This is a genomic window from Pseudomonas sp. HLT2-19-2, from assembly GCF_054898005.1.
Window position 1 is genome coordinate 317,138 of the sequence record NZ_CM142712.1, and the last position, 19,762, is coordinate 336,899.

A 19,762-nucleotide genomic window follows, 5' to 3' on the forward strand; every position below is an offset into this window, starting at 1 on the left:
TTTCAGCTGAGCGGTAGCGTCCTCCGGCCCCCTTTTCACCTCTGCATAAACCCGTTTTTCATGACAGTTCTGTTTCAATCACTTCTTTAGCTGTGCGATGCTGGCGCACAGACCGTTAGCCAACTACAGCTTAAGTACAGAACGTAGAAGAACGCGCGGCACCGTCAACTTGCCCCTTTGGGGCGCTACCACCACAGGGGGCCTGCATGCTCACCCTGCTCAATTTGTTATCTGCCGTGGCCTTGTTGATTTGGGGCACGCACATCGTCCGAACCGGCATCCTGCGGGTCTACGGCTCCAACTTGCGTCACGTGATCGGCCGGAACATGTCCAAGCGCTGGCTGGCGTTCATCTCGGGGATCGTCGTGACGGCGATGGTCCAGAGCAGCAACGCCACCGCCATGCTCGTCACCTCCTTTGTCGGTCAGGGCCTGATGGCGCTGACCCCGGCCTTGGCGACCATGCTTGGGGCTGATGTCGGTACCGCGCTGATGGCGCGAGTGCTGACCCTCAATCTGTCATGGCTGTCGCCGCTGCTGATCTTTCTGGGGGTGATTTTCTTCCTGTCGCGCAAACAGACCCGGGTCGGACAGATGGGGCGGGTCGGCATCGGCCTGGGGCTGATCATCCTGGCGCTGCAACTGATCATCGAATCCGCCGCGCCGATTACGCAGGCACAAGGTGTGAAAGTAATTTTCGCCTCGCTGACCGGCGACATTCTGCTGGATGCCCTGGTCGGCGCGCTGTTTGCGATGGTTTCCTACTCCAGCCTGGCCGCCGTCCTGCTGACGGCGACCCTGGCCGGTGCCGCGGTGATCAGCTTGCCAGTTGCCATCGGCCTGGTGATCGGCGCCAACATCGGCAGCGGCATTCTTGCTTTCCTCAGCACCAGCATGCAGAACGCCGCCGGCCGCCAAGTGGCTTTGGGCAGCCTGCTCTATAAACTGATTGGCCTGCTGCTGATCATTCCGGTGCTTGACCCATTGGTGCACTGGATTGACAGTCTGGACTTCAGCCCTCAGGAAATGGTCATTGGCTTTCACCTGCTCTACAACACCGCGCGCTGCCTGATCTTGCTGCCAAGTGTCGGGCTGATGGCCAGGCTCTGCGCGTGGCTGCTTCCGGAGCGGCCGGAAATCAACGGCACCGCCAAACCGCGGCATCTTGATCCAACGGCACTCGTCACGCCCAGCCTGGCGCTGGCCAATGCCGCCCGGGAAACCCTGCGCATCGGCGACCTGATCGACAACATGCTTGAGGCCATGCTCGACGTGCTGCGCGGCAACCAAACCGCCGTGACCCAGGAGATGCGGCGCCTGACCGATGATGTGGAATCGCTCTACGGTGCGATCAAGCTCTATCTGGCGCAAATGCCCCGCGAAGACCTCAGCGAGCAGGACAGCCGGCGCTGGGCGGAAATCATCGAGTTGGCGATCAACCTTAAACTCGCCAGCGACCTCATCGAACGCATGCTGCGCAAGGTTCAGCAGCAGAAAACCTCGCAGCGCCGGTCTTTTTCCGAGGTCGGCCTGGAAGAGTTGGCGGGGCTGCACAGTCAGTTGATATCCAACCTGCGTCTCGGCTTGTCAGTGTTCCTCAGTGCCGACAAGGAAAGTGCCCGCCAGTTATTGCGTGAGAAACGTCGCTTTCGCGCACAGGAACGCCGCCTGGCCCATGCTCACGTCAGCCGATTGCAACGTAAGATCGTGCAGAGCATCGAGACCAGCTCGTTACACCTGGAGTTGATTGCCGACATGAAGCGTCTGAATTCGCTGTTCTGCAGCAGCGCCTATGTGGTGCTGGAAACTTCCGACACCGGCGCACTCATTGCCGATGATTTTGCTGACATCACGCATTCACCCTGAACGTCCACACTTGCCTGAAGTCTGTTGAACTTACGCTAGCCGTATGGAAACTCGTTATGCGTTGTCTGTTGTTCGCTTGTCTGTTGCTTGGCTCACTCCCTGCATTTGCCCTGGATCGCTTTCAGGTCGAGGGCTATACGCTGCCCAACGGCCTGCAATTGCTGCTAAAGCCCGGCACGGAGCGCGGGCATGTGACAATTCGTCTGGTGGTCGGCGTCGGCATCGATGATTTCAGTTGTGCCGACAAAGAGTTGCCGCACCTGCTTGAGCACTTGCTGTTCAGCGGCATCGATGCCACTGGCGAAGGCGGGCTGGAAGAGCGCATGCAGGCGCTGGGCGGCGAGTGGAACGCCTACACCAGCAACGCTGACACGACGTTCGTCCTCGAAGCCCCGGCGAAAAACCAGCGCAAGGTCCTCGACCTGCTGCTGGCACTGCTGACCCAAACCCGAATCGACGACAACGCGATCAACGCCGCCAAACAAGTGGTCGAGCGCGAAGACGGCGGCCATTACTCGCACCTGCAACGCTGGCTGGATCGCCAGGATCTTGGCCACACGGCGAGTAATCAGCTGGCGGTGGAACTGGGCCTCAAATGCCCCGAGCGGGCTGAGGTCGATTACCTGACCCGCGAACAGCTGGAAAAGGTACGCAAGGCCTGGTACGCGCCGAACAACATGACCCTGATCGTGGTCGGCGACCTCGATCGGTTACTGCCGGCCTATCTGGAACGGTCTTATGGTGCGCTTGAAGCGGTCGACCCTACCGATCACCCGCCCCTGCCGGAAATCCAGGCCAGTGCCGCCCACGAGCGCACCCTGAGTCACGGTTTTGTCGGCGGCAGTGCCAAGTTGCATTGGCTGGTGCCGGAGCCGGTGCTGGAAGATCAGCACGACGAAACCTACGACTTGCTCAAGGACTATCTGGACTGGGCGCTTTACCGCCAAATGCGCCTGGCCCATGGCTTGTCCTACGGACCTTCGGCGGAGCGCGAGGTGTTTGGTGGCGTGGGTTTCATGAGCCTGAACGCCGACGTTGAGCGCGATGACGTGTCCGAGGCCGAACAGGTGCTGGATGATCTGAAGGCCGGGTTGCTCAGGGACGGTCTCAATGCCGACAGCTTCAACCGCCTCAAACAGGCCGCCATCGCCCGCCAGGCCTGGGCCGTGCAAGGCAATAGCGCGTTGGCCGATTATTACTGGAGTGCCCTTGGGGATTACGAGGACGGCCGTTTTGCCAATCCGGCCAAGGAGCTGCAAGGGGTGACGCTGGCGGAAGCGAATAAGGCCATGCGTGAATTGCTCATGCAGCCGGGCTACCTGCGGATCGAAAAGCCGTTGATGAGTGATGACCAGTTGATGTGGGCGATTGCCGGTGTACTGGGGCTCATCGTATTGATGCTGCTGGGTTGGCGCTTGCATCGAAGGGCACCGCGAACCGTGTAGCAGCTGGCGCAGCCTGCGTTCGGCAGCTGCTACAAGGGTTTTGTGATCGGACCGCAGCCCCTCGCCACACCGCCCTCTCGGCGGTTACCCTGTCGAGGATTTTTCCCACGACTATTGCGAACCGCCGAATGCCGACTCTGACCCTATTCGTACAGCGCATCCTGGAATTGATGAAGCGCTATCCGGGGGTCATTGCGCTCGGTGGTTTCATTTCCGGGGTCGGCAGCTTCATTCTGGTGGATCGTCAGCAAGGTCTGGCGACCTGGATCACCACTATCATGCTGGTCAGCTGGATCTGGCTGATGCTGGAAAACAGCCTCACCAAGCTGTTCGCCAGAATCTTCAAGCGCGAAATACCCCAGCCTCTGCTGCGTTACGCCACGCAGATGATCCACCAGGAAAGTCTGTTCTTCGTCCTGCCGTTCTTTTTCATCACCACCACCTGGAACAGCGGTCAGTTGGTTTTCACCGGGCTGCTGAGTATCGCCGCGCTGATTTCCATCACCGATCCGCTCTACTACAAATGGCTGGCGCCTCGACGCTGGGCGTTCCTGGCGCTGCACACGCTGACGTTGTTCGCTGCACTGCTGACCGCCCTGCCTGTCATCCTGCACCTGACCACCTCTCAGAGTTTCAGACTGGCCCTGGGCACTGCCGTCGTGCTGTCGTTCCCGAGCCTGGCGTCGATCTTCCCGATTCGTACCGTGCGCAACGCGCTGGCGATTCTGAGCATCACCGTAGGCATCGGCGGCGTTGGCTGGGTGCTGCGTTCGTGGGTTCCGCCGGCGACGCTGTGGATGACCGATGTGGCGATCAGTACGCAAATGCAGGGCCGTATCCCCGGCGACAGCCTCGATGAGGTCACCGCCGACCAGATCCGTGGTAGCGGCCTGTACGCTTACACCGCGATTAACGCTCCGCGTGGTCTGGAGGAGCGGATCTATCATGTGTGGCAGTTCAACGGCAAAGAGGTCGACCGCATCCCCCTGGACATCCACGGCGGGCGCAAGGAAGGCTACCGCGCCTGGACGCACAAGCAGAATTTCCCCGGCAACCCTGCGGGTAAATGGCAGGTTCGGGTGCTGACCGAAGATGGCCAGGTCATCGGTGTGTTGCGCTTCGAGGTAAAGGACAAACAGCGTGCAGCTGCCGCAAAGTAACCCGTTCGTGCTATTACGTAGATCTGCGTAATAGCCGATAAAGCACGGCGCTTATGACCAGCAGCACAATGGCCGGCAGACGCTTGCCCATTCGCCGATCTCAAGCACCTGAGCGAAAAGCTCCACGGTCAATACGACGACAGCACTCACATCGACCTCAACGGCCTCGGCGCGCTCGACACCGCTGGCGCGTCGTTGCTGGTGGAGTTGCTGGTGGTGCCGCGAGTGCTGGCCCTGCTGGCGGTAGCCTGCAAGCGTTCCAGACCGAGTACCAAGGCCGAGCAAGCCCGCTCCCACAGGCGTTCTTCGTTAACCAAAAAACCAGTAGCAAACCCCGATGGCGCCTAGAACGCCGGCAAGCTCCGCCAGCAACGCACACCCCACCGCATGCCGCGCCCGCTGGATCCCCACCGCGCCGAAGTACACCGCCAATACATAGAAGGTCGTTTCGGTACTGCCCTGAATCGTCGCCGCCACCAGCGCCGGGAAGCTGTCCACGCCAGACGTTTTCATGGTTTCGATCAGCATCGCCCGGGCGGCACTGCCGGAGAACGGCTTGACCATGGCGGTCGGCAGCGCATCGACGAAGCGCGTGTCCCACCCGGCCCATTCCACAAAATGCCGAATCCCGTCCAGGCCAAAGTCCAGCGCTCCGGATGCCCGCAACACGCCGACGGCACACAGCATTGCCACCAGATATGGCAGCAGGTTCTTGGCCACGTCGAAGCCTTCTTTGGCGCCTTCGACGAATGCTTCGTAGACCTTCACCTTACGTAACGCGCCGATCACCAGAAACAACATGATCAGCCCGAACAGCGTCAGGTTGCCGAGGATCGATGACAGGCCGGCCAGAGCGGTCGCCGAGAGCGTCGCCAGCAGCGCCATGAAGCTACCAAGGGCCAGGGCACCGGGAATCAAGTACGCGAGCACCACCGGGTCCCACAGGCGCAGACGCTGCATGAACGCCACCGACAGCAGGCCGACCAATGTCGAGCAACTGGTGGCGAGCAGGATGGGCAGGAACACCAAGGTCGGATCGGGTGCACCTTGCTGCGCGCGGTACATGAAGATCGTCACCGGCAGAAGGGTCAGGGAGGAGGCGTTGAGCACCAGGAACAGAATCTGCGCATTGCTGGCGATGGTGTCGCTGGGGTTGAGTTCTTGCAGCGACTTCATGGCTTTAAGGCCGATCGGCGTAGCGGCGTTGTCCAGGCCCAGACCATTCGCGGCAAAGTTCAGCGTGATCAGGCCGATGGCCGGGTGACCCGCCGGGACTTCGGGCATCAGGCGCAGAAACAATGGGCCGAGCGCCTTGGCCAGCCACTCGACGATCCCGGCTTTCTCGGCAATCCGCAGAAAGCCCAGCCAGAGCGTGAGGGTGCCGAACAGCAGGACCATTACCTCGACCGACAATTTGGCCATGGCGAAAATGCTTTCCACCATCGCCGCGAAAATCCCGGCGTTACCGCCGATCAGCCATTGCGCCAGTGCCGAAACGGCAGCCACGATGAAAAAGCTTAGCCACAGGCCATTGAGCATCAGTTAAATCCCTCGAAGAATGCGGCGAATGATATCGGGGTCGCCAGAAACGACAAACCCCGGATTTCTCCAGGGTTTGTTTTGACTCTAATGCAGGATGACTCAGTTGTTGGAGACTTCACCGACCGGCAACTTTTCCTTGCTGCGCCAGTGCGGCAGGGAGTTCCAGTAGCGTTGGCCCTTGGCATCGTCGTACATGCCTTCCCAGCGGGAGATGACCAATACGGCCAGGGCATTGCCGATCACGTTCAGCGCGGTTCGCGCCATGTCCATGATGCGGTCGGCACCCGCGATGAACGCCAGGCCTTCGAGTGGAATGCCGACGCTGCCCAGGGTGGCCAACAACACCACGAAGGACACGCCCGGTACACCGGCGATGCCTTTGGAGGTGACCATCAGGGTCAGCACCAGCAGCAATTGCTGGCTGATGGACAAGTCGATGCCATAGAGCTGGGCAATGAAGATCGCCGCGATGCTCTGGTACAGGGTCGAACCGTCGAGGTTGAACGAGTAGCCGGTCGGGACCACGAAGCTGCAAATGGCTTTCGGCGCGCCGTAGGCTTCCATCTTCTCGATAACGCGCGGCAGCACGGTTTCGGAACTGGCGGTGGAGTAGGCCAGCACCAGCTCATCCTTGAAGATGCGCATCAGCTTGATCACCGAGAAGCCGAACAGGCGAGCGATCAGGCCCAGCACCACGAAGGCAAAGAAGGCGATGGCGACGTAAACCAGGATCACCAGTTTGGCCAGCGGCAGCAGGGAAGCAAAACCAAAGTTGGCCACGGTCACCGCGATCAGTGCGAAAACGCCGATCGGGGCGTAGTTCATGATCATGTGGGTGACTTTGAACATGCTTTCCGACACGCCCTGGAACATCTTCACCAGCGGGTCGCGCAAGTCGGGCTTCAGGCTCGACAGGCCCAGGCCAAACAACACCGAGAAGAAAATGATCGGCAGCATCTCGCCACGGGCGACAGCCGCGAAGATGTTGGACGGGATCAGGTTGAGGATGGTTTCGATGAACGCATGTTCATGCTGAACCTCAGCCGCAGTGGCCTGGTACTTGGAAATATCCACAGTACCCAGCGTGCTCATGTCGATGCCGGCACCCGGATGGAACAGGTTGGCCAACACCAGACCGACGACGATGGCGATCGTGGTGACGATCTCGAAGTAGATGATGGTCTTCAGGCCGATGCTGCCGAGCTTCTTCGCGTCGCCGACACCCGCGATACCGACGATCAAGGACGAGATCACGATCGGGATCACAATCATCTTGATCAGACGGATAAAGATATCGCCTGCCGGTTGCAGGACGTTGCTGATCCACCAAGCCTTTTCGGCACTGAAATGGTTGAGCAGCGCACCGATTGCAATCCCCAATACCAGACCGATGAGGATCTGCCAGGCGAGGCTGAGCTTTGCCTTCTTCATATCTTTACCCTTACTTGCGTTTGACTCAGGCAGATGCAAAAAAACTGGAACGCTTGTGGCGAAAAAGTCTTGTGCGTCTACCCCCGTATAAGGTGCCCCGGAGTGCTTGTTATCGGCTCTCTGGCAGGCGAAAAAAGGCGCAACTATTCAGATGCAAGGAAGCAACGTCTAATGCTGTAAACGCCTACCCTATGCCGAATCGGCATGAGCTTTTTTAACTGAAACTCGCGTCCCAACCGGTTCGAATACGACATTTCGGCAGGCATAAGTGCCGTGAACCGGCCATCGCAGAGGAGGTTGGTTGTTTTTTAAGCGAGGGAATTCGGGCAAAAAATTGGGAAAAAACCTACGTTTAAACGCGAAACTTCTCTGTTTTTTAGGCGCAGCTTCTCGATATACGGTCGCAAAAGGAACACCGCGAAATTGTGTTGCGAGGGATTGACAGAGGGGGAGCGGGGATGCGAGCAGAACGCTCTAGGACAACGGTTTGCACTGAGAAAGCTCTTCGCAAGTCCGTCTAGTCATGAGTGACCAGCGAACTTGCGTCGCAGCTTTTGCCTGACCCGGCCCTTGCGCAGGTACTCCCTGTACCCGTAGGTCACTCCGCCCCTGAAACAGGCAGAACGTCCCGACCCCTTGGTCATGCGTCTACCTTCCTCGGGTAGCGCAGTTGGAAAGGAGCCATGCTGCTTCTTTCATGTTACGAATTCAGTACCAGTGTGGATCTTTCTTGAGTTGTTCCATCAACAGGTCCTGCATGCCCTGATCCGGCTTGCCGAGAAAGCGGTAGTCGGCATGTCGCGTGGGCGACTTGTCGGCCGGCAGTCCCGCAGGCACTTCAACCAACATGGCGTAGGCATCCTTCTTGTCGAAGCTGACGGCAACGATCAAGCGCTTGTTGAGGCAAGTCGAATGCGATTCGCAAAGCGGCCCAACGAGATACTTTTCACCATCTTCTTCAACGGCATTCATTTGCTCGGCGTCGCCGGACAGGTTCATGACCCATTCCGGCAGGCGTTCTTCCTTCTTCACCACGCCTTGCCAGGTTTCGCGGTATTGCGGGTCTGCATTGACTAGCTCATTGACCCGCGCCTGGCCATCATTGGCTGCCATCGCCATGGCACAACCGCCCAGAAGCAGGGCGGCTGCCATTGTCTTTAACGAAACGCTCATATTCAGCCTCGACCGCGACGGCCAAAGAAGAAGGAAGCAATAAACATCACCAGGAACACGACAAAGAGAATCTTGGCGATACCCGTGGCGGTGCCCGCGATACCACCGAAGCCCAATACGGCAGCGATGATGGCAATGATCAAGAATGTGATTGCCCAGCTCAACATGGTGATTCTCCTTACGCTTCTATTTAGAGATGTGACTTGTGGTGCTTTTCCCGGCGCATCGAACGCGCCAAGTTTGTGTGTTTAGAACACCCAGCGTTCCTGAGGAGGCATCTCATCCACAGGCTGAGCCTGGTCGACGTCCATCATTCGCATCGGCGCGCTGTCAGCCTGGTTATTGCTGGCCGCACTGAAATGGGTTTGGGTCGGAAGCTGAATCGAGAGGCGTGGCGCTTCTTGCTGCTGGCTTTGCTCCCAGCGCTGAAACTGCTGGCCGACGATCAAGGTAATTAATAGCGCCAGGACAGCAAACAGACCTTGCTGAATATGCAGTGGCGAGAAACGCAATTGGGCGGCACGTTGGCGACTCATCCTGAAGCTCCTCCCACACGGTGGTGATCTTGTTGGGGCGACGTTTAGATGCCCTGGTTTAGCAAACTACTGCAGCCTGCATGCCAGCTTTTCATGATAATAAAATCTAATAAAATCAATCAGTTATTAATGATGTTGAATTCGGGCCGGACGCATCCTGCACGATGGTCCTTTTGAAGCCGTGCGTAATGCACGATAAATTCGTAGGAAATTTCAATATTTTTGAATTGCGAGGAGGGCATGGATGTCACAAGGGGACACCGGCAACTGCCTGCGAACCGGCTATCTGATAAAAAAACAACAAAATCAGGCGATTAGCCGTAGGGTGCGGAGAGAGCTACGCTGCTGTGGCTGGAATCGACCAAAATCAACCATGCAACTTGCCCGATTTTTCCGGGACTAACCAAGATCATTCGTTAAGGAGCGTAGGAATATGGAATCCGCCACTGAGCATCAAGGCCGCATTCTGCTGGTGGACGATGAGTCCGCCATCCTGCGTACATTCCGCTATTGCCTCGAAGATGAAGGCTACAGCGTCGCAACTGCCAACAGCGCCGCCCAGGCTGATGCACTGCTTCAGCGCCAAGTCTTCGACTTGTGCTTTCTCGACCTGCGCTTGGGTGAAGACAATGGCCTCGATGTTCTGGCCCAGATGCGCATTCAGGCGCCCTGGATGAGGGTGGTGATCGTCACCGCTCATTCGGCTGTGGACACCGCCGTGGATGCCATACAAGCCGGTGCCGCCGACTATCTGGTCAAGCCTTGCAGCCCCGACCAATTGCGTCTGGCCACCGCCAAGCAGTTGGAAGTACGGCAACTGTCGGCACGTCTGGAAGCCCTTGAAGGCGAAGTGCGCAAACCCAAGGACGGCCTGGACTCTCACAGCCCGGCGATGAAGGTAGTGCTCGAGACTGCCCGCCAAGTGGCCAGCACCGATGCCAATATTTTGATTCTCGGCGAGTCCGGCACCGGTAAAGGTGAACTGTCCCAGGCCATTCACGGCTGGAGCAAGCGTGCGAAGAAATCCTGCGTCACGATCAACTGCCCGTCCCTGACCGCCGAACTCATGGAAAGCGAACTCTTCGGCCATAGCCGTGGCGCGTTCACCGGTGCCAGCGAAAGCACCTTGGGGCGAGTCAATCAGGCCGATGGCGGGACGCTGTTTCTCGACGAAATCGGCGATTTTCCCCTGACGTTGCAACCTAAGTTGCTGCGTTTTATCCAGGACAAAGAGTACGAGCGCGTGGGCGATCCAGTGACCCGTCGCGCCGATGTACGAATACTCGCGGCCACCAACCTCAACCTCGAAGACATGGTGCGCGACGGCCGTTTTCGTGAAGACCTGCTCTATCGCCTGAACGTCATCACCTTGCACCTGCCGCCTCTTCGCGAGCGCCGGGAAGATATTGTGAATCTGGCCGATCGCTTTCTGGCCCGTTTCGTCAAGGAATACGCGCGTCCGGCTCGTGGCTTCAGCGACGAAGCCCGCGAAGCGCTGCTTGGCTACCGCTGGCCGGGGAATATCCGGGAGTTGCGCAACGTTGTGGAGCGGGCAAGCATTATCTGTCCACAGGAGCGGGTCGAGATCAGCCACTTGGGCATGGCCGAAACTCCGGTCAACAACGCACCACGGATCGGCGCTGCGTTGAGTCTGGACGAGTTGGAAAAAGCCCACATCGGAGCAGTCCTCGCCACCGCAGACACACTGGACCAGGCCGCCAAGACCCTGGGTATCGATGCCTCGACGTTGTATCGCAAACGCAAGCAGTACAATTTGTGAGCTGTCTGCGATGAAACTGGCGATGAAGTTGCGCACGCGGCTGTTTCTGAGTATTTCCGCACTGATCACTGTGGCGCTGCTTGGACTGTTGCTCGGGCTGGTCAGCGTGATGCAGATGGCGGGTACCCAGGAAGCGCTGATTCGCAATAGTTTCGACACCCTCGACTTGGGGCTGAAATTGCGTCAGACCCTCGGCGATCAACTGATCATCATGCTCAGCGAAAAGCCAGATCCCGCGGCGTTTGAGGCGTCCAGGCAGCATTATGTTCAGTTGCTGGATGACGGCATTGCCCATACCCGGACGGGTGATGAGCTCCAGTACGGCTTCGAGCAGGCCAAGGCTGACTACCAGAGCTTTCTGCAAGCGTACGAATCGTCACGTGACTCGACCCACGTGTTGAGCGGCAACGAAGTACTCACCGAAAAATTCAATGCGCTGCGCAATGGCTTGATCGCCGAGCACAAGCGTGCGCTGGGTAACATCAGTGCCACCGAACGGCAGGCCCGGGAGAGGGCGCTGCTGGTTGCCGGCCTGCTCGGGCTTGTAGGGCTGGCGGTGCTGATCATCGGCTTCGTCACCGCCCATGCTATTGCTCGACGTTTTGGTGAACCGATCGAGGCCCTGGCCCAGGCGGCGGACAACATTGGCCAAGGTAATTTCGAAGTGACGCTGCCGATTTCCTCGGCAGTGGAAATGAACCAGTTGACCAAGCGCTTCGGGATCATGGCCGAAGCCTTGCGCGAGCATCAGGCCACCAATGTCCATGAGCTGCTCGCAGGCCAGCAACGTTTGCAGGCGGTGCTCGACAGCATCGACGATGGGTTGCTGATGATTGACCGCGATGGTCGTTTGGAACACCTCAACCCCGTGGCGCAGCGTCAGTTGGGTTGGGACACCGATCGTCTCGGTCAAGGTCTGGGGACGGCGCTTGAGCGTCCCGAACTCGATGAACAGCTGCAACTGGTGCTACGCGGCGGCACCTTGGAGCGGGCGCCGGAAGACCTGAGTATCGAGGTTGACGGTGAGTCGCGGTTGCTGACCTTTAGCCTGACACCGGTCAGCCATACTCAGGGCCATATTCTCGGCGCTGTGATGGTGCTGCATGACGTCACCGAACAGCGTGCATTTGAACGAGTGCGCAGCGAGTTCGTACTGCGCGCCTCTCATGAATTGCGAACGCCGGTCACTGGAATGCACATGGCGTTCGGCCTGTTCCGCGAGCGCGCGCACTTTGCCGAGGACTCGCGTGAAGCTGATCTGCTGGACACCGTGAACGAAGAGATGCAGCGCTTGATGCAGTTGATTAACGATCTGCTGAACTTCTCCCGCTATCAGAACGGATTACAGAAACTCACGCTGGCGCCGTGCGCCATCGAGGAGTTGCTGGAACAGGCCCGGGATCGTTTTGCTGGCCCTGCAAAAGAGCAGCGCATCGACCTGTCGGTGGAGGTGCAAGGGCCATTACCACGATTGCAGGCTGATCAGCCGCAGCTGGACCGAGTGCTCGATAACCTGATCGACAACGCGTTGCGCCACACCGCCCCCGGCGGGCAAATACGTTTGCAGGCTCGACGCCATGGCGAGCGAGTCATTATCAGCGTCGAGGATAACGGCGAAGGTATTGCCTACGGCCAGCAGGGGCGGATTTTCGAACCCTTTGTACAGGTGGGTCGCAAGAAGGGCGGTGCCGGGCTAGGTCTCGCACTGTGCAAGGAAATCGTGCAGTTGCACGGCGGACGGATGGGTGTTTATTCGCGGCCAGGGCAGGGTACCCAGTTCTATATGGCGCTGTCGGTATAAGCCGCAGCAGCTTCAGGCTTCGTCATCGAGACGTCGAGCAGCCAATCGGCGGCCACGGGTAATCAGCTCGATGAACTGCACCGCGCTCAACGCATGGGCGAAGAGCCAACCCTGACCGAACTTCACGCCTTCACTGCTCAGAAACGCCGCCTGGGATTCATGTTCGATGCCTTCGGCAATGACTTTGAGTTGCAGGGCCTGGGCCATGTGAATGATGTGCGGTGCGACACCGCTACTCGCAGCGTCATGACCCAGCGCATCGATAAACGCCTTATCGATTTTCAGGCAGTCGACTGGCAGGGTTTGCAGATAGGCGAGGCTGCAATAGCCGGTGCCAAAGTCATCAATCAGCACCTGGTGCCCCACATCCCGCAAGGCTTGCAGGTTTTCCCGAGCGACGACGACATCGATCAACCCCCGCTCGGTGACCTCAAAGGCAATTTGCTTTGCTGCGACGCGGTGCAAGGTCAGCAGGCGTGCCATCACCTGGCCAATACGCGGCACCATGACGTCGCAGGCCGCCAGATTGACCGAAATGTACAGCTGTGGATTGGCCCGCAACAATTGACCCAGTTGCTCAAGCAGGCGCTGCAGGACGAAGTCGGTCATCTGGCGGATCTGACCGGTATTCTCTGCCATCGGAATGAACAGGTCGGGGCTGGTGAGGGTGCCGTCCGGCCTTCGCCAGCGCAACAAGGCTTCTGCTCCGACACAATTGCGACTGTCGAGGTCGAAGATCGGTTGGTACAACACCTGCAACTCGCCTCGCCGTATGGCGCCACTCAGTTCGGCGTCCAGCGACTGTCGCTGGCGCACCAACAGAAGCACCAGAAAGCCCACACACACCGCCAGCACCAGGCTGGCCGGCAGCAACCACCACCAAACCGCAGGCACATTCATGCCGGTGCGCGGGCTGATCAGCACCAATTGGTATTCGGGATTGTTGGTTGGCATGCGGTAAATCAAGCGGGACTGCGTGACCTGTAGCGCGTCGCCGCTTTTCGGGGGCCAGGGTTCGGTCGGTGGCCAGACCTGTGAGAAACCCAGTACCGGAATCGCGCGCGTGCCGTGGTCGAGTACCACCAGCAGGCTGCTTCCCGGTAACAAGTCGACCATGTCAGTCAAATGCCCGCGAGACGTCGCAACACGAAAATTACCGCGCCCGAGCATCAGCGCGGCACGGTTTTCATCGGGTTCGGTAGTGGTGTTCAGCCAGTAACTGTAGGTCGGGCCTCTTATGTCCGGCGACCTTATCATTGACAGCCCTTCCTGGCGGGGGCGGTTGGAGCAGATTCGCGAGGCATCCATATAGGCAGCTTCATAAACGAAGCGGTAATTGAAGCTGACCTGCTGCAAGGTCGCGATCATTTCGTCATCGCAGCCTCGTAACGGCTGGGCTTCCAGGTCGTCGAGGCTTTCACGCAACTGCCCGAAAAGTTGCTCCAGGCGAGCAAGGAAGCGCTCGCCCTGGGCATTCATCTCTTCGCTTTCGCTCTTCTCGACTTGATGCATGGCTATGAACAGGCTGCCGGCCATCAGGAGTGTCGCGCTCAAGGCAGCAGCCAGTATCGCCAAAAACCAGGGGCGATAGAACCAACTACGTACCGTCTCTCGAGCAGCAGGCATAGGGAACATCCGAAGAGTTACCAATGAGTTATAGCTGCTGGTTGGAAAAAAAGCCCTGACCGTCGGGCGGGCGTCATTATTTTGTCTGATTCAAGACTTGTAGAAGCGCCGCGGTTTGCGCATCCGGCGTGCCATCGAAACGAGAGGGTCGGAAATGCATCTGAAAGGCCGCAATCACATGACGCGTCGCAACATCCAGTTCGCCGGTTTGCGGCGTGGGATAACCCAGGCGGGCCAGTTGTGCCTGAAACCAACTGATGGTTGGCAGCTGTACTTCGAAGTGTGCTTGCTGACGCGTAACGGCCTGCTCGTTCGGCCAGACTCCAAGGCCTTCGGCAGCCAGACGTTTCCAGGGAAACATCGGGCCCGGATCCAGCTTGCGCAGCGGTGCGATGTCGCTATGGCCGATGATGTTGCGGGGGCTGATGGCGTAACGCTTGCTGATGTCTTTGAGCAGAATGATCAAGGACTGGACCTGGGCTTCGCTATAGGGGTACCAGAGACGCCCTGTCGGGATGACTTTGAAGCCCGGATTGACGATTTCGATGCCTATGGAGCTGGAGTTCAACCAGGTCCGGCCTTCCCATTCGCTTTCCCCTGCATGCCAGGACCGGAGATTTTCATCCACCAGCTTATAGATAGTGGCGCTCTTGTCGTCGCCAATCAGATAGTGACTGCTGACCTCGCCATGGGTCAGCAGTTGCAGCGAGCGTTCCAGTGACGCGGAGGTGTAATGCACCACCACGAACTGAATGCGGCTGTCGTGATTGGCTGAAGGGTGACGGGTGTCAAACCGTGGGCCGCTGGCACAACCGGCCAACAGAATCAGCGACACGACGAGGGCTAGGTATTTCATGGCAGAAGGCAACACACGCAAGTCAGTAATGCAACAGTGTAACGTACTGCCTTGCACTCAGACGGCCAGCGCGAAGTTTTAAACAAAATGGAACAATTGACCGTCAGCCCAGATCCACCCGGTTGCGGCCGGCATGTTTTGCCCGATATAGCGCCTGATCGGCTCTTTTCAGCACCAAATCGCTATTTTCGCCGGGTTTGAACGCAGTCAGCCCCATGGAAATGGTGATGGTCACCGGCTCACCCTTGAAGTGGAAAGGGCATGCTTCGATCGACGCGCGCAGGTTTTCCAGCAGTTTCGCGCCGACAGCCGGTACTGTCGCGGGCATCAACAGAACGAACTCCTCACCACCAAACCGGGCAATGAAATCCGTCCCGCGCAGGCGCTTGCGGAGCACGCTGGCGATGATTTTCAACACTTTGTCGCCCGCCAGGTGACCGTAGTTATCGTTGATACGTTTGAAATGGTCGAGGTCGAGCATTGCCAGCAACAGGGAGTTGCCCTGTTGCTGCCATTGGCTGATTTCGTGATCCAGCTGCTCGCTCCAGGCCGCCCGGTTAGGCAAGCCGGTCAGTGGATCGATCAAGGCTTTCTGGCGTTGCTCTTCGAGATGCTCGCGGTAGCCCAAAGCTTCCTGCTCCATGTGCGCAACGCGTTCGGCCAGACTATGAAGGCGCGCCGCGGCTTCCTGCTCGCGCTCGTCACGCTGCCTCTGGTGCTGGTCCATGGTGCCGAGCAGGCCTTCCAGATGATTTTCCAGGACGTGCTTGAGATCTTCCAGGTCGGCCGCGTCCTGCATGCTGTTCTGCAAGCCGTCGACCTGCTCGCGGATCTGGGTGTCCATCTCGCGTGCGGCAGAACGGTTGTCGGCATGCCCGTCGCTGGCGGCTTGCAAGTTGCTTTGGAACGACTCGAGGCGTTCGTTGAGCTGCTGCAGATAGGCTTCAAATTCGTGCTGGCCGCTGTCGGTGATGGCTAGCATCAAGGTTGCCAGATCATCGAGGATTGGCAGCAACTCGTACCAGTTCAGGCCATTTTTCAGTCGATCACGCAGGGTTTCGGCTTGCGGACGATGATGCTCGGGAAGTGTCAGGTCGTCGAGTAAGCCCAGTAGCGTGTCTTCGATGTGCTTGGCCACCGAGCTATAGGACGGTTCGGGTGAGTCCGGCAGGGCGTAGAGAATATCCGGCTCGGGTTGTTCAGGATCTGCGGCGGCCAACACCTGGGCCATGGCCGGGGGCAGCGGCAGGCTGTCGAGGTAGACCACCGGGGTTAATTCGTCGGGATTGAGTGCCGGTTGAGCCTGAGTTGCTGGCTCGATAATCAAAGGAGCCAGTTCTTCTGGAGGTTCAAGGCCCGGTTGCGGTTGCGTCTCTGGAATCTGCTCGGGTGCTTGCTGCGGCTCAAGCACTGGCGGGATAAACGCTACAACGGCAGGAGAAGGCGCTGCGGCGGGCGATTGTGTCTCGATCGTCAGTCGCTCGGGTGCAGCAACGGGAGCGGCGACGTGTACGACCGCCACTTGCGGCTCATCGACGTCTGGCGCGAGATCGACGTTTACCTGTGGTCTCTCGGCATGAGGCACAGCCATCGATTCGGCATACTGCGTGGCGGGCGTCGGAATAGCGACGGGGGTGACCTGTAATGCCGTTTCATCCGTTTCGCGGCTACCAAACAGTCGCTGCAGCAAACCTGGGCGGCCGGGTTCCTCCGGGTTTTCAAGCTGACCCAAGGCTTTGCCTTGCAGGCCACTCAGTTCGCTGAGCAGCAACGGAATTTCGCGCGCCTGCCTGACCCTTGTATCCAGATGCTTGGCGAAGTTTTTCAGCGGCCGGCTTACTTCCCGGGGCAGCGGCAATGTTTGCAGCTGCGAGACCAGTGCGGTCAGTGCGGCGCTGGTTTGATTGACTCGGGTTTCCCGGCGCTGTTCGGAGTCGAGTACGGCTTTTTCCAGCCGCGGAAGCAGGGCGGCCAGGCCGGCGTCCATGTCGTCGGTGCGCAGGACTTCGCGCATTTCCTTCATGCATAGGTCAACCGCGCGATCGGTACCTTCTGCGGCCAGGGTGCTGCGCACCAGTCCGCGACGTAGCAGGTCGAGCCGGGCGTCCCATCGACGCTCAAGCTTTTCCTGTTGTTCGATGTTTTTGAGGTATTTCTCTTTCCAGCGCTGTGCTTCGTCGCTCATTCATGGGATCCGCGAGGGGCAGGACTCAACGCGGGCAATGCATCAGCCGTGAGCGAACCCGGCAGACGAATCTCTACCGCGACCGGCAGGTGATCGGAAATGGGGTGTGCCAGCACCTCGACCTTTTCAAGGGTCAGGGTCGGGCTCAGTAGAATATGGTCCAGGCAACGCTGCGGACGCCAGCTGGGAAAGGTCGCTTCCAGTTGCGGCGCGAGCAGGCCGAGGTCACGCAATGGAGAGTTTTGCAGCAAGTCACTGGCGTGGGTGTTCATGTCACCCATCAGCACCTGGTGTTTATAGCCGCCGATCAACTCGCGGATGTACGACAGCTGCATCGTGCGGGCGCGCGCGCCGAGCGCCAAGTGCATCATGACTACTACCAGCGCTTCCGGGCCTTCGCCAAAGCGCACCAGAATCGCCCCGCGACCTTTGGGCCCCGGTAGCGGATGATCTTCAATCGCCCAGGGGCGCAGGCGGCTGAGCACGCCATTGCTGTGCTGGCCGAGGCGCCCGAGATTGCGATTGAGTTGTTGATACCAGTAGGGGAATGCACCGAGCTGGGCCAGGTGTTCGACCTGATTGACGTAGCCTGATCGCAGGCTGCCGCCATCGGCCTCCTGCAAGGCGACCAGATCGAAGTCGCCCAACAGATTACCGATCTTTTGCAGATTGTCGGCACGCCCGGTGTGCGGCAACAGATGCTGCCAGCCCCGGGTCAGGTAGTGCCGATAACGCTCGGTACTGATGCCGACCTGGATATTGAAACTGAGCAAGCGCAGACGGCTGTCTGCGGGCAAACCCGTCGATTCCAGATGATGCTCGTTGACCCGCGGATCATGCAGGCCAACGACGCGTTCAGTACCCCAACGGCGCATGGCAGTCGCCGCGCTTAGTTGGCAGCAGCCTTGTTAGCCGCTCGCTCTTTGTCGACCAGTTTGTCGGCCAGTTGCAGTGCTTGTTCGGCACCGCCGGCAGAGCCCACGTCAAAGCGATACTTGCCGTTGACGACCATGGTTGGGACGCCGGAGATTTCATATTTCTTGGCCAGTTCGCGAGCCTTGTTGATCTGGCCCTTGATGGCGAAGGAGTCGAAAGTGGCGAGGAACTTGTCCTTGTCTACGCCTTGAGTCACCAGGAAGTCGGCCATTTCATTCTTGTCGACCAGCTTCTTGTGTTCTTTCTGAATGGCTTCGAACACTGCCGAGTGGACCTTTTGCTCAACGCCCATCGCTTCAAGGGTCAGGAACAGCTGGCCGTGTGCGTCCCACGGACCACCGAACATGGCTGGAATACGCACGAAATTCACATCGGAAGGCAGTTTCTCAACCCAAGGATTGATCACCGGTTCAAAAGCGTAGCAATGCGGGCAGCCGTACCAGAACAGCTCCACGACTTCGATCTTGCCAGGCACGGCGACCGGAACCGGATTGGTCAGTTCGACGTAAGGGGCGGCGGGTGCTTCGGCGGCTTGGGCAGTCATGCCGAACAGGCTGGCAGCGACGAGTGCGGCGCTGATGATCAGATTACGCATGCTTTACTCCTGGACAATTTGGGTCGCCTCGCGCGACCTGTTTTCAGACAGGTCCTGGCGGGCTTGAGTTCTGTAGTGTAACGGCAGCGGCCACAAAAAAGGGCGGCCTAAGCCACCCTTTTTATACTTGCTGCGACGGATTAATAGAGCGTTAACGTTGCAGGAGATGTAAGCCTCGCGCGACGCCCCATTTGCCGGTCTTAGTGCAGGCCTTGAATGTAGCTGGACACTGCTGCGATATCTTCGTCGCTCAGCCTTTTGGCGATGGTCTGCATGGTTTTGGTGTCACCATCGTTGGACCGGCCGCCTTCTTCCTTGCGGAAGTCGGTCAGTTGCTTGGCAATATATTGAGCGTGCTGCCCACCCAAGTGCGGGTAGCCGGCAGCTGCGTTGCCTGTGCCATTCGGCGAGTGGCAGCCGGTGCAGGCTGGCAGGCCTTTGGCCAGGTCGCCACCACGGAACAGTGCTTCACCGCGAGCCACGACTTTCGGGTCGGCGGCGCCAACACTGCCTTTCTGGCTGGCGTAGTAAGCGGCGATATCGGCCAGGTCCTGATCGCTCAGGTTGGTCAGCAGGCCGGTCATTTCCAGCACCGTGCGTTTGCCGGACTTGATGTCGACCAGCTGCTTGTTCAGATAACGTTCGCCCTGGCCTGCCAGTTTCGGAAAGTTAGGCGCCATACTGTTGCCATCCGGGCCATGACAGGCGCCACATACTGCGGCTTTCGCCTGACCAGCAGTCGCATCACCTGCAGCATGGGCAATGCCGGAGATCCCCACGGTCAACAGCAGACTCACGATCAATTTGTTCATCAGCTAATCCAACTACGGC

Annotated in this window: 16 protein-coding genes and 1 pseudogene; 6 read left to right on the forward strand and 11 right to left on the reverse strand. The window is 58.8% G+C overall.

Translation table 11 applies throughout. The features are described from left to right. Positions 1-206: 206 nt before the first annotated feature. The 4 genes and pseudogenes from ACYZTU_RS01490 to ACYZTU_RS01505 all read left to right on the forward strand — a co-directional run. On the forward strand, positions 207-1,865 hold the full coding sequence (locus ACYZTU_RS01490; RefSeq protein ID WP_461967517.1) for a Na/Pi cotransporter family protein: 1,659 nt from the start codon (positions 207-209) through the stop codon (positions 1,863-1,865). Between the two features lie 56 nt (positions 1,866-1,921). Then, entirely contained in the window at positions 1,922-3,310 is a 1,389-nt protein-coding gene (locus ACYZTU_RS01495; RefSeq protein WP_461967519.1) for a M16 family metallopeptidase, read from the forward strand. A 128-nt stretch (positions 3,311-3,438) separates the two neighbouring features. Further along, complete coding sequence (locus ACYZTU_RS01500) at positions 3,439-4,470, forward strand: DUF5924 family protein (RefSeq protein ID WP_461967520.1); 1,032 nt, start codon at positions 3,439-3,441, stop codon at positions 4,468-4,470. Between the two features lie 90 nt (positions 4,471-4,560). Continuing rightward, a pseudogene (locus tag ACYZTU_RS01505) lies at positions 4,561-4,683 on the forward strand (ABC transporter permease); the annotation flags it as partial. A gap of 96 nt (positions 4,684-4,779) precedes the next feature. Here ACYZTU_RS01505 and ACYZTU_RS01510 read toward each other — a convergent pair. From ACYZTU_RS01510 to ACYZTU_RS01530, 5 genes are all read right to left on the reverse strand, one after another. Then, complete coding sequence (locus ACYZTU_RS01510) at positions 4,780-6,009, reverse strand: nucleoside recognition domain-containing protein (protein WP_461967522.1); 1,230 nt, start codon at positions 6,007-6,009, stop codon at positions 4,780-4,782. Positions 6,010-6,111: 102 nt separating this feature from the next. Beyond that, the gene (gene gltP, locus ACYZTU_RS01515) at positions 6,112-7,443 is read right to left on the reverse strand and encodes a glutamate/aspartate:proton symporter GltP (RefSeq protein WP_461967524.1); all 1,332 of its coding nucleotides are present in this window, start codon (positions 7,441-7,443) and stop codon (positions 6,112-6,114) included. A gap of 708 nt (positions 7,444-8,151) precedes the next feature. After that, positions 8,152-8,616, reverse strand: coding sequence for an inhibitor of vertebrate lysozyme family protein (locus ACYZTU_RS01520; protein ID WP_461967526.1), 465 nt, complete (start codon positions 8,614-8,616; stop codon positions 8,152-8,154). 2 nt (positions 8,617-8,618) lie between these two features. Continuing rightward, entirely contained in the window at positions 8,619-8,783 is a 165-nt protein-coding gene (locus ACYZTU_RS01525) for a DUF1328 domain-containing protein (protein ID WP_003177151.1), read from the reverse strand. Between the two features lie 81 nt (positions 8,784-8,864). Further along, positions 8,865-9,152: a hypothetical protein gene (locus ACYZTU_RS01530; RefSeq protein ID WP_461967528.1), complete on the reverse strand. Its 288-nt coding sequence runs from the start codon at positions 9,150-9,152 to the stop codon at positions 8,865-8,867. A gap of 433 nt (positions 9,153-9,585) precedes the next feature. Here ACYZTU_RS01530 and algB point away from each other — a divergent pair, with 433 nt between their 5' ends. Next, entirely contained in the window at positions 9,586-10,932 is a 1,347-nt protein-coding gene (gene algB, locus ACYZTU_RS01535; RefSeq protein ID WP_461967530.1) for a sigma-54-dependent response regulator transcription factor AlgB, read from the forward strand. A 10-nt stretch (positions 10,933-10,942) separates the two neighbouring features. Next, positions 10,943-12,733 carry a KinB sensor domain-containing domain gene (locus ACYZTU_RS01540; protein ID WP_461967532.1) on the forward strand — a complete coding sequence of 597 codons (1,791 nt, stop codon included), beginning with the start codon at positions 10,943-10,945 and terminating at the stop codon, positions 12,731-12,733. Between the two features lie 12 nt (positions 12,734-12,745). On the opposite strand, the gene ACYZTU_RS01545 is transcribed toward ACYZTU_RS01540, so the two are convergent. The 6 genes from ACYZTU_RS01545 to ACYZTU_RS01570 all read right to left on the reverse strand — a co-directional run bounded on the left by ACYZTU_RS01545 (position 12,746) and on the right by ACYZTU_RS01570 (position 19,743). After that, positions 12,746-14,359 (reverse strand): EAL domain-containing protein, encoded by a 1,614-nt coding sequence (locus ACYZTU_RS01545; protein WP_461967534.1) that lies wholly within the window; start codon positions 14,357-14,359, stop codon positions 12,746-12,748. Positions 14,360-14,435: 76 nt separating this feature from the next. Next, entirely contained in the window at positions 14,436-15,215 is a 780-nt protein-coding gene (locus tag ACYZTU_RS01550) for an N-acetylmuramoyl-L-alanine amidase (RefSeq protein WP_461967536.1), read from the reverse strand. Positions 15,216-15,318: 103 nt separating this feature from the next. After that, positions 15,319-17,400 (reverse strand): GGDEF domain-containing protein, encoded by a 2,082-nt coding sequence (locus ACYZTU_RS01555; RefSeq protein ID WP_461967538.1) that lies wholly within the window; start codon positions 17,398-17,400, stop codon positions 15,319-15,321. Then, positions 17,397-18,275: an endonuclease/exonuclease/phosphatase family protein gene (locus ACYZTU_RS01560; RefSeq protein ID WP_461967540.1), complete on the reverse strand. Its 879-nt coding sequence runs from the start codon at positions 18,273-18,275 to the stop codon at positions 17,397-17,399. Before ACYZTU_RS01560 ends, ACYZTU_RS01555 begins: the two co-directional genes overlap by 4 nt. 14 nt (positions 18,276-18,289) lie before the next feature. Continuing rightward, the gene (locus ACYZTU_RS01565) at positions 18,290-18,931 is read right to left on the reverse strand and encodes a thiol:disulfide interchange protein DsbA/DsbL (protein WP_461967542.1); all 642 of its coding nucleotides are present in this window, start codon (positions 18,929-18,931) and stop codon (positions 18,290-18,292) included. A gap of 200 nt (positions 18,932-19,131) precedes the next feature. Further along, the gene (locus ACYZTU_RS01570) at positions 19,132-19,743 is read right to left on the reverse strand and encodes a c-type cytochrome (RefSeq protein ID WP_461967544.1); all 612 of its coding nucleotides are present in this window, start codon (positions 19,741-19,743) and stop codon (positions 19,132-19,134) included. Positions 19,744-19,762 lie beyond the last annotated feature (19 nt).

Coding starts and splice junctions, on each gene's coding strand:
- ACYZTU_RS01570 (WP_461967544.1), bottom strand. CDS start 19,743: ATGAACAAATTGATCGTGAGTCTGCTGTTGACCGTGGGGATCTCCGGC.
- algB (WP_461967530.1), top strand. CDS start 9,586: ATGGAATCCGCCACTGAGCATCAAGGCCGCATTCTGCTGGTGGACGAT.
- ACYZTU_RS01540 (WP_461967532.1), top strand. CDS start 10,943: ATGAAACTGGCGATGAAGTTGCGCACGCGGCTGTTTCTGAGTATTTCC.
- ACYZTU_RS01490 (WP_461967517.1), top strand. CDS start 207: ATGCTCACCCTGCTCAATTTGTTATCTGCCGTGGCCTTGTTGATTTGG.
- ACYZTU_RS01565 (WP_461967542.1), bottom strand. CDS start 18,931: ATGCGTAATCTGATCATCAGCGCCGCACTCGTCGCTGCCAGCCTGTTC.
- ACYZTU_RS01510 (WP_461967522.1), bottom strand. CDS start 6,009: ATGCTCAATGGCCTGTGGCTAAGCTTTTTCATCGTGGCTGCCGTTTCG.
- ACYZTU_RS01545 (WP_461967534.1), bottom strand. CDS start 14,359: ATGCCTGCTGCTCGAGAGACGGTACGTAGTTGGTTCTATCGCCCCTGG.
- ACYZTU_RS01500 (WP_461967520.1), top strand. CDS start 3,439: ATGCCGACTCTGACCCTATTCGTACAGCGCATCCTGGAATTGATGAAG.
- ACYZTU_RS01520 (WP_461967526.1), bottom strand. CDS start 8,616: ATGAGCGTTTCGTTAAAGACAATGGCAGCCGCCCTGCTTCTGGGCGGT.
- ACYZTU_RS01555 (WP_461967538.1), bottom strand. CDS start 17,400: ATGAGCGACGAAGCACAGCGCTGGAAAGAGAAATACCTCAAAAACATC.
- ACYZTU_RS01550 (WP_461967536.1), bottom strand. CDS start 15,215: ATGAAATACCTAGCCCTCGTCGTGTCGCTGATTCTGTTGGCCGGTTGT.
- ACYZTU_RS01530 (WP_461967528.1), bottom strand. CDS start 9,152: ATGAGTCGCCAACGTGCCGCCCAATTGCGTTTCTCGCCACTGCATATT.
- ACYZTU_RS01560 (WP_461967540.1), bottom strand. CDS start 18,275: ATGCGCCGTTGGGGTACTGAACGCGTCGTTGGCCTGCATGATCCGCGG.
- ACYZTU_RS01495 (WP_461967519.1), top strand. CDS start 1,922: ATGCGTTGTCTGTTGTTCGCTTGTCTGTTGCTTGGCTCACTCCCTGCA.
- ACYZTU_RS01525 (WP_003177151.1), bottom strand. CDS start 8,783: ATGTTGAGCTGGGCAATCACATTCTTGATCATTGCCATCATCGCTGCC.
- gltP (WP_461967524.1), bottom strand. CDS start 7,443: ATGAAGAAGGCAAAGCTCAGCCTCGCCTGGCAGATCCTCATCGGTCTG.